Source organism: Streptomyces sp. GS7 (genome assembly GCF_009834125.1).
In the GTDB taxonomy this organism is placed as follows: Bacteria; Actinomycetota; Actinomycetes; order Streptomycetales; family Streptomycetaceae; genus Streptomyces.
Genome location: NZ_CP047146.1, coordinates 8,835,111 through 8,849,336, shown reverse-complemented (window position 1 = coordinate 8,849,336; position 14,226 = coordinate 8,835,111). Strand labels below are relative to the sequence as shown.

Annotated in this window: 17 protein-coding genes; 9 read left to right on the top strand and 8 right to left on the bottom strand. The window is 68.3% G+C overall.

Annotated features, from left to right (window positions below):
- Positions 1-92: 92 nt before the first annotated feature.
- Positions 93-1,547, bottom strand: a complete 1,455-nt coding sequence (locus GR130_RS38625; RefSeq protein ID WP_159509255.1) for an FAD-dependent monooxygenase — start codon at positions 1,545-1,547, stop codon at positions 93-95.
- 70 nt (positions 1,548-1,617) lie between these two features.
- Positions 1,618-2,223: a TetR/AcrR family transcriptional regulator gene (locus GR130_RS38620; protein WP_159509253.1), complete on the bottom strand. Its 606-nt coding sequence runs from the start codon at positions 2,221-2,223 to the stop codon at positions 1,618-1,620.
- 252 nt (positions 2,224-2,475) lie between these two features.
- Here GR130_RS38620 and GR130_RS38615 point away from each other — a divergent pair, with 252 nt between their 5' ends.
- Both GR130_RS38615 and GR130_RS38610 read left to right on the top strand, forming a co-directional pair.
- A complete protein-coding gene (locus GR130_RS38615; RefSeq protein ID WP_159509251.1) occupies positions 2,476-2,760 on the top strand; it encodes a transposase in 285 nt (94 codons plus the stop codon).
- Positions 2,757-3,650, top strand: coding sequence for an IS3 family transposase (locus GR130_RS38610; RefSeq protein ID WP_159509249.1), 894 nt, complete (start codon positions 2,757-2,759; stop codon positions 3,648-3,650). Before GR130_RS38615 ends, GR130_RS38610 begins: the two co-directional genes overlap by 4 nt.
- Here GR130_RS38610 and GR130_RS42160 read toward each other — a convergent pair.
- Both GR130_RS42160 and GR130_RS38600 read right to left on the bottom strand, forming a co-directional pair.
- A complete protein-coding gene (locus GR130_RS42160; RefSeq protein ID WP_159509247.1) occupies positions 3,622-3,882 on the bottom strand; it encodes a LexA family protein in 261 nt (86 codons plus the stop codon). The two genes, GR130_RS38610 and GR130_RS42160, sit on opposite strands and share 29 nt — an antisense overlap.
- Positions 3,879-4,106 (bottom strand): hypothetical protein, encoded by a 228-nt coding sequence (locus GR130_RS38600; RefSeq protein WP_159509245.1) that lies wholly within the window; start codon positions 4,104-4,106, stop codon positions 3,879-3,881. Before GR130_RS38600 ends, GR130_RS42160 begins: the two co-directional genes overlap by 4 nt.
- A 378-nt stretch (positions 4,107-4,484) precedes the next feature.
- Here GR130_RS38600 and GR130_RS38595 point away from each other — a divergent pair, with 378 nt between their 5' ends.
- Complete coding sequence (locus tag GR130_RS38595) at positions 4,485-4,784, top strand: hypothetical protein (RefSeq protein WP_159509243.1); 300 nt, start codon at positions 4,485-4,487, stop codon at positions 4,782-4,784.
- A gap of 195 nt (positions 4,785-4,979) precedes the next feature.
- The gene (locus tag GR130_RS38590; RefSeq protein ID WP_159509241.1) at positions 4,980-5,960 is read left to right on the top strand and encodes a hypothetical protein; all 981 of its coding nucleotides are present in this window, start codon (positions 4,980-4,982) and stop codon (positions 5,958-5,960) included.
- A 48-nt stretch (positions 5,961-6,008) separates the two neighbouring features.
- Here the strand turns inward: GR130_RS38590 and GR130_RS38585 are convergent, their stop codons facing one another.
- From GR130_RS38585 to GR130_RS38565, 4 genes are all read right to left on the bottom strand, one after another.
- Positions 6,009-7,220, bottom strand: coding sequence for a serine/threonine-protein kinase (locus GR130_RS38585; RefSeq protein WP_159509239.1), 1,212 nt, complete (start codon positions 7,218-7,220; stop codon positions 6,009-6,011).
- Between the two features lie 332 nt (positions 7,221-7,552).
- On the bottom strand, positions 7,553-8,050 hold the full coding sequence (locus GR130_RS38580; protein WP_159509238.1) for a hypothetical protein: 498 nt from the start codon (positions 8,048-8,050) through the stop codon (positions 7,553-7,555).
- Entirely contained in the window at positions 8,047-8,406 is a 360-nt protein-coding gene (locus GR130_RS38575) for a hypothetical protein (RefSeq protein ID WP_159509216.1), read from the bottom strand. Before GR130_RS38575 ends, GR130_RS38580 begins: the two co-directional genes overlap by 4 nt.
- Positions 8,407-9,139: 733 nt before the next feature.
- Positions 9,140-9,583: a hypothetical protein gene (locus GR130_RS38565; RefSeq protein ID WP_159509212.1), complete on the bottom strand. Its 444-nt coding sequence runs from the start codon at positions 9,581-9,583 to the stop codon at positions 9,140-9,142.
- A gap of 554 nt (positions 9,584-10,137) precedes the next feature.
- Between GR130_RS38565 and GR130_RS38560 the strand changes: the two genes are divergently transcribed.
- From GR130_RS38560 to GR130_RS38540, 5 genes are all read left to right on the top strand, one after another.
- Entirely contained in the window at positions 10,138-10,875 is a 738-nt protein-coding gene (locus GR130_RS38560) for a DUF2786 domain-containing protein (protein ID WP_159509210.1), read from the top strand.
- A 104-nt stretch (positions 10,876-10,979) separates the two neighbouring features.
- Positions 10,980-11,387: a hypothetical protein gene (locus GR130_RS38555; RefSeq protein ID WP_159509208.1), complete on the top strand. Its 408-nt coding sequence runs from the start codon at positions 10,980-10,982 to the stop codon at positions 11,385-11,387.
- A 26-nt stretch (positions 11,388-11,413) separates the two neighbouring features.
- Complete coding sequence (locus GR130_RS38550) at positions 11,414-11,785, top strand: DUF6197 family protein (RefSeq protein ID WP_159509206.1); 372 nt, start codon at positions 11,414-11,416, stop codon at positions 11,783-11,785.
- 98 nt (positions 11,786-11,883) lie between these two features.
- Complete coding sequence (locus tag GR130_RS38545; RefSeq protein WP_159509204.1) at positions 11,884-13,659, top strand: ParB/RepB/Spo0J family partition protein; 1,776 nt, start codon at positions 11,884-11,886, stop codon at positions 13,657-13,659.
- A gap of 67 nt (positions 13,660-13,726) precedes the next feature.
- Positions 13,727-14,149 (top strand): hypothetical protein, encoded by a 423-nt coding sequence (locus GR130_RS38540; RefSeq protein WP_159509202.1) that lies wholly within the window; start codon positions 13,727-13,729, stop codon positions 14,147-14,149.
- Positions 14,150-14,226 lie beyond the last annotated feature (77 nt).

The window sequence follows — 14,226 nt, the reverse complement described above, 5'->3', positions numbered from 1 at the left end:
AGACCCTCGGGTATGCGGTACGCGGATGGGTGCGGGCTGACACCGAAGGGACGCCAGCGCCGCGAGGTCGCGCACCTGCTGGGGCGTGCTATTCAAGCTGCTTTGAACCAGGTTTTCAGTGCTTCGTGCAGGCCATCGCCCGTGGTGCCTTGCCAGGCGACGTAGCAATCGGGCCGGAGTAGTAGTGCGGTGTCGAGTTGCGGGACGGTCACGGTATCGACGTGCGACGCCCAAAGGCCCGCATCGAGGGTGCCGGTGGGGTCAAGGAGGAGCGGGCGGCCGGTGCGGGTGAGTTCGCGCAGGCCCGGCAGGTCCGGCGCCCATCGGCCGACGAGCGGCCCGGTCGCTGGCCCCATGTCGTAGGTGATATCCGCGCCGGACAGCAGATTCGCGATGTGCTGCCGCGTCGCCGGCTGGGCGAGCAGCTCGTCGAACAGTTCGCGCAACGCGGTCACATCGCTGCCCGGGCGAGTCAGGAGCGATTGTGCCTGAGTGTGCATGGCGACCCGCCGCGCTACCGGGGACCGTTCCGATTCGTAGGTGTCCAGCAGTCCCTCCGGTGCGTGGCCGCGCAATGCGACGGCCAGCTTCCAGCCCAGGTTGACCGCGTCCTGCAGGCCCAGGTTGAGCCCCGGACCACCGATCGCCGAGTGCACGTGCGCGGCGTCCCCGAGCAGGAACACGCGGCCCGCACGGTACTGCGATGCGATCCGGGTGTTGCCACCGAACAACCGCCTCATCAGATGTGGTCCCGGCCCGGTCGGTGGGTCAAGCGGTACATTCACGCCGAGTATGCGGGAGGCGCTGGCCCGAAGCTCGTCAAGCGAAGCCTCACCCTCGGCCCGCTGCTCCCACTCCGTCGTGCTGATCAGCGGATCGCCGCCCGGGAACGGCGCCCAGGTGATCAGGCCGCGTTCAGTGCGCAGATGCCGAAACGGCGGTATGGCACCGTAACCGGGTACGACCAGGCCGCCATCAGCACCGACCATGTCCGGGGGCACGCTCACATGTCCGGTGCGCGACACCGAGTCGTCCGTGCTCACGCCGGGGAACTCGATCCCGGTGAGCTTGCGGACCGTACTGTGCCCGCCGTCGGCGCCGACCAGGAACGCCGCTTCCACCGGTTCCCGACCTCGTAGTTCGACCGTCACCGACTTCTCGTCCTGCGTCAGGCCGGTGACCTCGTGGCCGCGACGGACCTCGACGTCCAGTTCGGCCGCGCGCTCAGCGAGCATGTGCTCGATCCGGCGCTGCGGCACCATCAACGTGTAGAGCGGGTTGTCCGGCAGGTCGCGGAGGTCGAGCGGGAACGCGCCGAACACAAAGCTGGGCGCCGGTTCGGGTGTGGCACCGGGTGCGGCCAGCCGTGCGTAGAGTCCGCGCCGGTCGAGCAAGCGGACGACCTGGCCGACCAGGCCGTTCGCGCGCTGCTCGCCGGACGGTTCCGTGCGGCGCTCCAGGACCAGCGGGCGCGCGCCGGCCAGGGCAAGCTCGCAGGCCAGCATCAGGCCGTTGGGTCCGGCGCCCGCGATGACGACGTCGATCATGAACAGATTCCTTTTCGGGCAGGGGACATCGGCCCGACCGCCCGCCGGGCTTTTCGTCCACAGTGGATTCCTAGGGGGTGGGCAGCCCCGCCGCGATCCGGGTGAGGGCGTCCGCAATCAGGCACCCCACTGGCACCGGCGGATCGGTGCGGAGGTGGTGTCCCATCGCGGCGTTGGTCGCGGCCATGACCGCTGACGCAACGAGGTGCGGGTACAGGTCCTGCTTCAGGTCGGTGCCGGTGCGGTCAGCGACGGCCGCGGCGATCTCGGCCTCGGCGATGGCCCCGGCCCGCAACATCTCGCCTTGCAGGGCCGGTTCCGCGAGCATCATGCGCACGCCCGCCGCCCACTGCGCCGCGTCGGCAACGGGGTGAGCGGCCGCTGCGGCGTCCGGCTCGAACTGTGGCAACACCGCGAGGGTGATCGCGTCCCACAGCGGCTCCTCCGGGCGCTCGCGCAACGCCTCCGCAATGCGCAAGCAGCGGTCGAGGTGGCGGGCGACGATCGCCTCGCCTTTGCTGGAGAAGTAGTTGTTGAACGTGCGCGGCGAGACGCCGGCGGCCTCGGCGATGTCCTCGACTTTGACGTTGTCGAGCCCGCGCTCGACGGTCAGCCGAAGTGCCGCCCAGCTGAGCGCGGCTTGTGTCTCGGCCTTTTTCCGCTCTCGCAACCCCATAGAACGACAGTAGCAAAATATGCGTGCCAAGCAAAGATGCGTGCCACGCAAGATTCCTGGGACGGCTATCTGGATCAAGCGCGCGTATCCAACGTGCCCGGGTGCATGGGTATCCCGGCGCGGGCCGCCGTCAGCCGTCCTTCTCGTCCAGCTCCGCTATGGCCGGATCTCGGAGTCTCAGGGTGACGGCGGGGGAAGGTCGAGTGTGTGCCTCCCCTCGTAGTGTGGAGATGTCCGCTATGAGGAAGTTCGATGGCAGAGATACGCAAGAGGTACGACGCGGAGTTTCGGGCCGGGGCCGTCCGGATCGTCCGTGAGACCGGGAAACCGATCGCCCAGGTTGCAAGGGACCTCGGGGTCAACGAGGGCACGCTGGCCACCTGGGTCTCGCGGGAGAAGGAGGCGTCCCGGGCCGGTCTGGACCTGGACGAGCGGGCCGAACTGCAGCGGTTGCGCAAGGAGATCCACGAGCTGCGGATGGAGCGTGACGTGCTCAAGCGATCGGTGGTCCTGTGGGTCAAGGAGGCGACGAAGTGACGGTTGCGGACTTCATCGCCTCCCAGAGGGCCGACCACAACGTGCCGCACGCCGTCTCGTGCCGGGCCCTTGAGGTCTCACAGTCCTGGTTTTACAAGTGGCTGGGACGCCCGCCGACTCCTCGCGATGAGCGTCGCGCCGATCTCACCCTGGCGATCCGCGAAGTCTTCGACGCCTCGGGCGGCACCTACGGCTCCCCGCGCGTCCACATCGAGCTGCGGGCGAACGGCTGGCGGGTGTCGAAGAACACGGTCGCGAAGGTCATGGCCGAGCTCGGCCTGGCCGGCCGCGTCAGGAAGCGGCGGCGGTCGCTGACCCGGCAGGGCAGACGCCCCGTCGCCCCGGACCTGGTCCGGCGCAAGTTCACCGCCCCGGCTCCGGATGTCGCCTGGTGCGGCGACATGACCGAGGTCGAAACCGGCGAGGGCAAGCTCTACCTCGCCACCGTCATCGACCTGCACTCCCGCCGCCTGCTCGGCTATGCGATGGACGCCCGCCACGACACCGAACTCGTCGTCGGCGCCCTGCACATGGCCGCGGCCACCCGTGGCGGCAACGTAGGTGGCGTCATCATGCACACGGACAGGGGCAGTGAGTACACGTCCAAGATCTTCGGTGACGCCTGCATGCGCCTGGGCGTGGTGCAGTCCATGGGACGTGTGGGCTCCGCCCTGGACAACGCGGTCGCCGAGGCGACCAACTCGACTCTCAAGGTCGAGTACATCCACCGCCACCGCTTCAAGACGCGGGCCGAGGCCCGCATCAAGATCGCAACCTGGATCACCGACTGGTACAACCCCCACCGCAGGCACTCGGCCTGCGACTGGCTGTCACCCATCGACTACGAGAACCGGCACACCATCAGAGACCAACAGTCCCAAGCCGCTTAACGAAACCGTCCACGCTGCGAGGGGATGGACAGCGGTAGGACCGGCTGCGGTGCGGGTCGTGTCGCACGATGCCCCGCTCCTCCAGTATGCGGAGGTGGTAGGCGACGGTGGAAGCGGACCGGCCGAGCGCCGCCGCGATCTCCCGAACAGTCGGCGGGTTCCCGGTCTCCACGGTCAGCCTCCGTAGGGTGCGCTCGACTCGGTGCCGGGTCTCTCCCCGATCGGGGGTCATCGCGCCTCCCAGGCCCGCCGCTTCAGAGCCATCCGGGCGGCCGGTGCGCTGCCGGGAATCGTGGCCCAGTAAGGGTCGGTGGCGATCTGGACGGAGAGTCGCTGGAGTCGGCGTCGGAGAACCGTCGTCTCGGAGGTGTTGTTTACGGAGGCGAGTCGTTGGTAGACGGCGTACCAGGCGGTCTGCGCCTGGACCAGGTGCTCGGGGATGTCGTGGTGAGTCACACACCAGATTGCATCACATGTTCGATTTATGGTGCAGCACTCACACGGGTGACCTTGAGAGCTCGTTGTGACTGAGCGCTCTACCTGGCCAGTGAGCGTTGCACTTGGCCAGTTGAGCGCGTAGTTGGCCGTCGAGTCTTCGCAGGTCAGCGCGCTACTAATGTGCACTGGGAGGGCAGCGCCATTCGACCGGAGGAGCCGGAGGGGCCCCGCAGCGGTCGTTTTCGCAGGTCAAGCGGTATGGCCAACCGCGATGCTCAACTGGCCAGGTAGAGCGCTCAGTCACATCGCCGCTTGATCTTGGTGGCAGGCTGGCCCCTGGGCTACGTACCGGGAGGGGTGTTCGATGGAAGGTTTCTTCAAGCGGGAGGCCCTGGCGTGAGTTGGCCCGGAACCCGCCCGATCCACGGCGATCAGGTTCATGTCGTCACCGGCTCCGGCGTGATGGTCTTCACCGGGGACATCCAGTCGGTAGGCGTCCGGCGCGATGGCCATGGGTTCGTTGAGCTGACGTTGCCAGATGCCGATCCGCAGCAGCGACGTGTTCTCGGCGGTGCGAAGGAGTTCGAGTACCGGATGTACCGCGGCGGCACGATGGTGTACCAGTCTCCGGCCCTGACGGTCCGGCAGGCACACCGAAACGAAACCGGAGCCCTCGTGGTCACTGCATCGCCCTGAGAGAGTCCACCTGGACGGCATGGGCGGTGTTCTCGCAGAAGGGCGTGCAGTATGCACGGTGAGGGAAGCAACCCCCGGTCCTTTCTGATGCCGTAGCGTCAGGCGGAGCGCGGCGATGGAGGCGGGATGGCCACGGGGTGGGAGCAACAGCATCAGGAGATCTTCGGAGAAGATCCTTGGGCTCGGGTGCAGCGCATGGCTTGGCAGCTCACGCAACGCCGGATCGGCTACTCCCCAGGTGACATGGACGCCTATGAGGCCGGTGAACACACGCCGGAAGCGGCGTCCGAGCGTAGGCGGACGTGGCTGCCAGCCTCCCGACTGCTGGCCCTGGCTCTGTGGCGGGCGGCACACGACGCCGGCCTGCTCGTCGACGACGTTCCCGTGACCCGCGCCCTTTGGTGGATGGGCGGAGCCCGTGCCGACGACCTCTTCACCCAACCGCTGCCTCCCTGGGACGACGGAGTCGTCGGCAACTGGGCCCGCGTCCAAGAGCAGTACATGGCGATGGAAGACGCTGCCCGGGATGTCGTCGCATGGCACACGATGGCTGAGGCCGCCGAGTCGCGCCCGTACGCGGACAGCGACAACACCATGCCCTCACCAGTCATGCTGCTGGGCGCCCGCTGCCGCACTATCGCCGCCGGGCCGTATCAGGACGGGAAACCGCCCCGCTGGCAGGCTGCGGAGACCTTCGCGTCCGAACGCCTCGATGCAGCGTTCGTCGGGCTGCGGTCCGGACTGTGGCTGCCCGACGACGACGTCCGCAAGGCCGCTGGAGTCCTACACCCCACGCTGGCCGCGGGACCGGATGTGGAATCTCCGCCACTGCCCGACGGCCACTCAAACCCACTCTGGATCCAGCGACTCACCCACACCGAGCATGTCCACACAACGATCCGCTCGGTGCTCAACCACTACGACGGCAAAGCCGGACTGGCGGCACATTCCCCCTTCGGCTACGCCCTGAGAGCGACGCTGGCAGCTCTCGCCGACATCCTGCCGACCGCGACGGAGCTGGAACGGCTGTGGGCGCATCGCGGCGGGACTGTAGGACAGTGGGAACGGGCGCGCGTGCCGCGGGCGCTGCGCCAGCACGTGGTGGCGCTTGAAAAGCTCATCAGTGAGTTGTGTTGCCTCACCGAGTTGCTCGCCGATCCCGACGAGCAGTACTGACCACGGAGACGGACGCCGGGACGCCGCTTCAGCAGGCTCGGCAGCTGGTCACCGCGTCTGGCTCCAAAGATTCGCCGTCAGCGCCACCGTCCCCGCCACGCCTATCAGGAGCGCACTTCCCCAGACGGCTTTTGGGTGGGTTGCTCCCATCCCCAGGACGATCACTCCAAAGCCAACTGCGACGCCCCCTGCGCACATTGCACTCAACCCGAGCACCAGGCCGAAGGCAGCGTGATGGTTGACCGGGTTGTCGACTGTCGAGATCAACATAATGGCTAATGCTGCCCCCAGCAGGAGGAAGAGGAGCCCCCCGACGATCACGCGAGGTTCCTTCGACTTCTCCGGTTTGCGCCTGTTGTCGCCCTTGGGCGTGCGGCTCTTGGCGTCCACCCGACCAGGTTCGTGGCCGCGCTGGGGTTCCTGGCGTGTGTGCGATGTCGGTGCGGTGATCGGCTTCGTGCGGGCTGGCCGGCTGTTGTCGAGCATGCGCAGTGCCTCGGCGGGGGTGGGGCGTTGCTCGGGATTCTTGTTGAGCAGCGTCGTGATCAGTTCGGCGAGAGGGCTGGGCGGTGCGGGTGGGGTGGGGGTGTGGAGGCAGATGGCGTTGAGCGTGGCGGTGCGCGTCTCGCGATGGAATGGGGACGTGCCCGTCACCGCCTCGTAGAGGGTGGCGCCGAGGGAGAACAGGTCGCCGGCCGGGCCGTCGTGTGTTCCGTCGATGCGTTCAGGGGCCATGTAATCGGCGGAGCCGATGACCATGCCGGTGGCGGTCATGCGGGTGTCGGCCTCGTGGGCGGCGATCCCGAAGTCGGTGAGCAGGATCTGCCCGTCGGTGGCGAGGAGGACGTTGGCGGGTTTGACATCGCGATGCACCATGTCGGCCGCGTGGACGGCGTCCAGGGCGGACAGGAGTGCGCGCGCAACTCTTGCTGACTGGCCTGGTGAGAGGGGACCGGTTTTGAGTCGTTCATCGAGCGGGATACCCGCGACGAGGCGCATCACCGTCCAGGGGATGCCGTCTTCGAAGACGAGGTCGTGAACGGCGACGATGTTCGGGTGGTCGCGCAGCTTGGCGGCATTGTGGGCCTCTCGTTCGGCGCGCACCCGTCGCTCGGCCGCCTCGGTGTCGCTCAACAGCTCCGGAAGCCAGACCTCTTTGATGGCGACGTCGACCCCCAGGACCTCGTCTCGTGCACGCCAGACGCGGCCGAAGCCGCCGCTGCCGAGTACTTCCTTGAGCTGGTAGCGTCCCGCGATCACATGCCCTGGCTCGGCTCGCCTCGCCACTGAAGCCTCCATCCGCCTGTCGAGTGCAGCCGCACAGTACGTCGCACCCGCTGTGCTTCGTCGTGCCCACGGAGCTTCTTTCGCAATCACCTACGGTTTAAGGCAAGTTGGGCCCTGCTTCGAACCTGGCAGAGAAGAATCGGCCCCGCAGGCCGAGACCTATCTCCGCGACGGCGAACCGGAAAGCGCCGCCCAGACCGCCATCCGCTCCCCATGCGCTCGTATGGAATCACCCGGGTCCAGCGTGTCGCAGATCAGCTCACGGGCAGGATGGAAAGCCGCGGGTAGCGGCCGGACGCGAGCCTTCAGGCATCCGTGGCCGCGCTCCACCCGGTGATGCGGTAGCGCTGGAGGTAGTGCTGGGCGGTGAAGCCCATGACCCACCTCTCCCCTGCCGAGTCGATGACGATCAACCGAGGATCGGTGTCATCCGTGGGGCGGCCAAGGATCATGGGCACTGGGACAGGACACTCACCCGCCACGATGGACTCCGCCCGGAAGACTCGTTCGGTAACCATCCCGCCCGCTGGCAGGCCGGCGCGGTGGTACCGCGCCGGGACCGTGCGGAGGACGCCGTCCAGTTCAATCGCCACCGTGCGGTCTTCCGGGACCTTCGCTGCTTCCTCGCACGGGCACGGCTTGTCGTACGGAGTTCCGTCCAGGTATGTCGGTCGCTCGGCCCTGTGCCACTGGAATTCGTCGCAGACGCGACGGGTGTGGCAAGGGCAGTTTGGGCAGTCGGCCGCCTTCGGGCGGACGTATTCGGGGCCGAAGGGCTCGGGGAACGGGTAGTCGTCGCTCATGCCTCGGTCTCCGCGGTGCCCATGTGGAACAGGACTGCGGCGCCCTTGTGGAGGCTGTCAGAGAGCGCTCGAACGGAGTCTTGGGCGTCACCGAGGTGCTGAAGGACCTCCTTGGCAGCCTGGTCGGGCTCGGTGCCGTCATCCATGCGGATCAAGCCGGCTGACAGGTGTCGACGGACAGCGGCACTGAGCTGGTCGAAGGTCTGCGGAAGTCGATCGACCATCACTGCGAGCGGCTGCGCGACTTCGCTGACCTGGGGCGGAAAGGGAAGCGCTTCCCGACCGAAGGTGCCGTGGTTGATCTCTCGTATCGCTGCGGCGGCGTCGGCCGCGTGCCGGGCTGTGTTGTTGGACATGAGCGTGAACTTTCTGTCTGGTGAGTCAGGAGGGTTCGCCGCCGACGTCGGCCCCGTGGTCGGCTCCGGTCCTGCCAACCGTCAGAGGCGATCAGAGGGTTACCAAAGGCTCAGAGGGCGCCCCACCGCCGCTGCGACCTCGATGCGGCGCGCTATCTCCTCTTCGGATTCGCCGGTTGCACGACCGGCTCGTATGGTTGCGCCGATGGCACGCGAGCGGCCGGCCGGTCCCCGGAGGTCTGCCAGGGGGCTACCGGGATCGCGGCGCCGGGCCAGCCATTCGGCCCGGTTCTCCGCCGGAGTGCCGAGCCGCAAGTGGGCCGGCTGTTGGCACGAGTGGTTGTCACAGCGGTGGCACACAGTCGGGCTGTCATTGCCCCAGCCGAGCCGCGGAATGACACCGTGCGCCAGCTGGTAGCCGTACAGGTGGCCAGGGACCGTTCCCCGACGAGTCCGGCCGGGCCGTGAGGCAGCTCGAAAAGTCGCATGTCCCGTGTCCGAGATCCCGGCGAACCAGAACCAGCAGCCTGAGGCTGAAGTCGTTCGGTGCACCTTCGCCCAGTACCGGGCTTGAACCGATTCGTCGGCGAGCCATGTCGACCACTCCACTGCGGGGATGCGCACCGGCGATGGTTCCCCGATCAGCGCGAGCTGTTCCGGCAGATCCTCAGCCGGCGCGGGGCCGGGACTGTCCACCGCGGACAGTGGGAACAGCCCGGACCCCAGGCCGTCGTCACGCGGCATCGGCCTGGCCGTCGGCAACAGTGGCAACTGCTTGGTGTTCGGCCGCAGGCGTCGTCGGCTGCCCCTCCGCCGGACGGGGCGGACGCGATCGACGAGGGCGAGGACGCTCCGCCCGCGCACGCAGCGCTGTTATGACCTCCTTGGCCCGAGCAGCGGTAACAGGCTTAGCCTCTCTCTCCAACTCCTCTGTGGGCACCTCAAGCAGCTCCGAGACCAACTCGACGTTGTTGTCGAACAAGCGCAGCGCTGCGGCGACCGCCTCACGTGCCGCCAGGTCGGCCGCCTCCTTCGCGTCTGCCGCGGCCTGCGCGGCCTGCCGCTTCGACAAGACGTCCGCCGCCGCCAGCTCCTGCGTCTTCGCCTGAAGGGCCTGGTTCGCCCGCACGCGACGACGCAGTTCCGCCGCACTCACCCTGCCTTCCGTCGTGCTCATCAGCGCTCCCCGTCGAAATTCGTGCTCATGGACGCACCGTAAGTACGGACTCGCTGAAAAGTCCCATCTGGCCGCAGGCGCCGGCCACAGGAGAAGCAATGCCTCCGGCGGGTCCTCTCTCGGAGGGGGAGGGGCCAGTCGTTTGGCTGCGGCGCCATCGTGGTTGCGGAAGGGAGGGCGGGGTTCCCTCCTCGGTCGGCCGACCCAGCAAAGCGCACCGAGCCGCAGGGGTGCATGGTCGTACGTCCGGGTCCTCCGGCTTTCCTCGTACCTCAGAAACCCGGAGGCTTCCGGGCGCTCCACCATGCACCCCTGCACCACGGCACGCCGAGCAGCGCCGTCCGACCGAGGAGGGAACCCCGCCGCAGGCCCGTTGTGGCCGAGGCCCAGACTCCCAGGCTGGCCCCTGTCGAGAGGGAAACCCCAGGTCAGGAGTTGCGAACCACCCAAGAACATGGTTTAATTAATGGTGTCGGAAAGGGAGGGCAACCCCCGACCGGCACGCGGCAGGCCGACCGGTCGCCGACAACTAACTCTCACCAGGAGGAACGCACGTGAGCACTACGAAGGCCCCCGCGAAGCTCGAAACCATCCGCGCCCTGCTCGCCAAGGCGGAAGACCCCCGTACGCCGGAGTCGGAGGCGGAGCTTGCCCGGAAGCGGGCGTTCGAGATGATGGCGAAGTACGGCGTTGACGAGGCCCTGTTGAGCGACGGTCAGCCGTCGCGTGACGTGATCATTGACCGGAACATTGATCTCCCCAACCCGTGGTCCATGTCCCGCGTCCGCCTCATGTGCTTCATTGCTCAGTCCGTCGGGTGCAAGGCCGTGCACATGGGTGTGCGGGGGGACGTGCGCCGCGTCCACGTCATCGGCTACGAGTCCGACATCCAGCGCGCCGAGATCCTGTACGCCTCACTCTTGATCCAGATGCTCGGCGGACTCAACGCGCAAGTCGTCCCGTACGGCGTCCGCAGTGCGCGGGCGTGGCGGAACTCGTGGACCATCGGATTCATCGAGCGCGTCATTGAACGACTCGAAGCGATCGAGAAGGCCGCTCGCGCCGCCGCCAGCGGGGAAACGTCGGCCACAGGCCGCAGCGGTGAACTCGTGCTGGCCGACCGTGACGAGATGGTCGAGGCCGCCTATCGCCGGGAGCACCCGCACGCACGGTCGTCGCGCGGCTCGTACAGCGGCAGCGGGTACGGCCACGGAGCCGCCGCAGGCAACCGCGCCGACATCGGAGGGACCCGCCGCGTCGGTGCCACGGCGGCCGGAGCACTCGCGGCCTGAACCGCCCAACCCGCCGGGGCGGCAGTCGCCGCCCCGGCCCTGGCCCGGCACGGTTCACGATCAGCCGTGCCCCGGAATTCCGAAGACGCCCCGGAGGGCAAGCTATGAAGATCGGCAATCACGAAGTGCTCAGCTTCCACACCAACCGCGAGACCGGCATGCGTACGGTGCTGCTCCACAACGGAGACGACTGGATTACCGCCGTCATCCCGAAGTCCTTCGGTCCCGAACCTTCCGAATGGTGGCAGGGCCACTACCACGGCGAGAGCTACGACACCGCACGGCAGGACTTCCTTGAGTGGTCCGAACTCGACTCCCTATCAGTGGAGTTCGCGCCACGCGCCCGGGGCCTGCTGGAGGAGTGGGAAGCCGACGCGGACCCCCGCGCCGAGCACGCCGAGCGCGATCAGGAGGACGAAGAAGCCTCGGTCAACTCCTTCGAGGGGAGGGTGATAGCGCTCCTGTACGACCTGGTGAATGCCGCCAAGCTCGCCGTTACCGAACGCTCTTGACCGCTCCGCCCCTTCAGGAGAACGCCATGCCTCACCGCCGGATTGCGGCCACCCCCGCTCGCATCCTCACGGCCGCCGCCGACCACATCGAACGAGTCGGGCTCTACCAGGGTGACCACCTCTGGCAGCCTGGCCGGATGGGCGACACTGCCCCGTGCACCGTGCTGCACGCGTGGGAACGCGGCGTGCGCTCCGCCCGGCCCCGCTGGTCCGTACGTGGTGAACCGTGGAATGTCTTCCACCGGGCCCTTGCCGACTCCCTTGTGGTGCTCAGCAACCACATCAACGGCCGCCCTGTCTCCGGCGTCCGGTGGCGAAAGCTGCGGCTCACGGAGGACGCCTACCGGCGCACCCTGCTGTGGTGTTGGGGAGACGAGCCCGTGAAGAACATGGTTTAATTAATGGTGTCGGAAGGGGGAGGGCAACCCCCCGACCGACACCCCCGCCGGGGCCGACCGGCCCCGGCGGAACCTCTCACCAGGAAGAAGAAGGACCGATGACCAACGTCAAGACCCAGGCCGGCGTCCAGACTGCCCCTGCCCCGTGGCCGACCCTCACGGTCGCCGAACTCACCGCGCACCCCGGCAACGTCCGTGACATCGAGGCCCCGGCCGATCTGCTGGCCGATGTGAAGGACAACGGGGTCGTGGAGCCGCTGTACGTCGTGCGGACCCACGGCGACGTGCCGCAGATCATCGACGGGTTCCAGCGGCTGGCCACCGCCGTCGCCGCAGGGCTGGAGACCGTGCCGGTCACGCCCCGCCCCGTCATCCGGATCGACGCGCTCACCCCGCACCCGAAGAACGCTCGTGAAGACCTCGACCTCAACACGCCGTTCGTGGAATCGCTCCGTGCCGAGGGGTGCCGCATACCCGTCAAGATCCAGCGGCTTGGCGGAGGAGTCCTCCAGGTCAACGACGGGAACCGGCGCTACTTCGGTGCGCAGGACGCGGGTCTCACTCACCTGCCGTACGAGTGGGAGGACGACGACCGCGACGAGGCCGGGCAGTTCCTCGACATGATCACGACCGCCCAGCACCGCAAGGGCCTCACCACGGCCGAGATGAATCAGGCGATGTTCAGCGCGGCCGAGGCGGGCGCGCAGGTCGGCCGCATCGCCAAGGCCGCAGGCGTGCGGCAGAAGGACGTGCGGACCCTGGTCAAGGTCAGGTCGGACGAGAAGCTGAGCGCCGCCGTCAGCGGCGCGAGCGGGTACGAGTGGACGTTTGAGCACCTAGCAGCGCTCTCGGAGTTCGCCGACGACGCCGAAGCGCTCGCCGCGATCACCGAGGCCGCCGCCGAAGACGACGCCGACGAGGGAGACGTTGACTGGGCCATCGCCATCGAGCGGACCAAGCGCGACAAGCGGACCAAGGCCGAGGCCCACCGCGCGGAGCTGGAGACGGCCGGGCAGAAGATCCGGGACGCCGAGGAGTTGTCCGAGCGCGCCATGCCCGTGTGGCGACTGCGCGGCATCAGCACCGAGGAGCACGCCGAGTGCAAGGGGCAGGTGTGGGTGTTCGATGAGCGGCGGGGCGACCGGTACGAGCCCTACTGCTCCGCCCCCGGCCTGTACGGGCACACGGTGCCCGAGGGCAGCAGCGGCACCGGCGGCACGAAGACCGCCGCCCAGGTGGAGGCCGAGCGTGCCGCCCGCGCCGCCGTCAAGAAGGGGAACGTTGACTGGGACGCGGCCGAGGCCCTGCGCCGGAAGTGGATCACTGACCTGATCAAGCGGCGCAACCTCCCGAAGACCACGACCAACACCCTGATCGGGCACGTGAATAATGCTCTGCTGAACGGCAGTTGGGGAATCTGCGACGATCTGAACAAGGAGCCGACGACCGAGATCCTGGCCGCCTTCCTGGGCCTGAACACCGAACAGGCCAAGGACCGGGGCAGCTTCGCCGGGCACGTCGCCAAGGACCCCCGCAGGGCCCCGCAGCTTCAGTTCGCCGCCATCGCCGCCGTCCGGGAGAAGTGCGCGAACCGGTCAGCGTGGAGGACGGACAGCCAGCGCGCCCCGTGGACGCGGACGCCCACCGGCCGATGGTTCCAGGTGCTCGCGTCCCTCGGGTACCCGCTCACGCCCATTGAGCAGTCGGTCGTGGACGACGAGCCGTACGACCCGTCGAAGAAGAAGCCCCGCGCGGCGATCACGTCCGGCAGTGAGCCGGAGGCCGAGCAGGAGCCCGGCACCGACGAGGAGACGGGCGAGCCGGAGGCCGAGGAAGCCGACGACCCGGCAAGCGACGACGAAGCCGCCGCCTAACCACCTCAGCCGCCCGACGCCGGGGGCGGGAATCCCGCCCGCCCCCGGCCGCCCCAGGAGCCCCACAGTGACCCGTACAGTTCTGTTCGAGACCCACGCCGACGATCACGGTTGCGGATGCGTCCCAGCCCCCGCCGAGCCCGATCCCGGCACCACCGCCGACATCATGCAGGCCCGCGCCATCGCGTCCGGGCTCGCGGAGTTCGGCATCGGGCCCGCCCGCTGGTCCGCCGCCTACGACCACCAGGCCGCCGCCGTCGTCCTGCGCGTGGACACCCCGCGCGGACTGTACGCGCTCGCCATCCCGGCCCCCGGCCAGCCGTTCCCCGTCCGCCACAGGGGCGAGCGCATCGGAGCGCTGGACTGCCGCCGCACGTACGGCACCGCCGACAGCTACACCGCCGCCCTGTTCGCCGCCTTCCTGCGCGACCGCGCCGCACTCGACATCCCCGGCCGGGTTGCTTGCCGCACACCTCAAAACATGGTTTAATTAATTGTGTCGGAAGGGGGAGGGCAACCCGCCGACCGACACCACGGGCCGTAAGTCGGCCCCGACCCCGGCCGCAT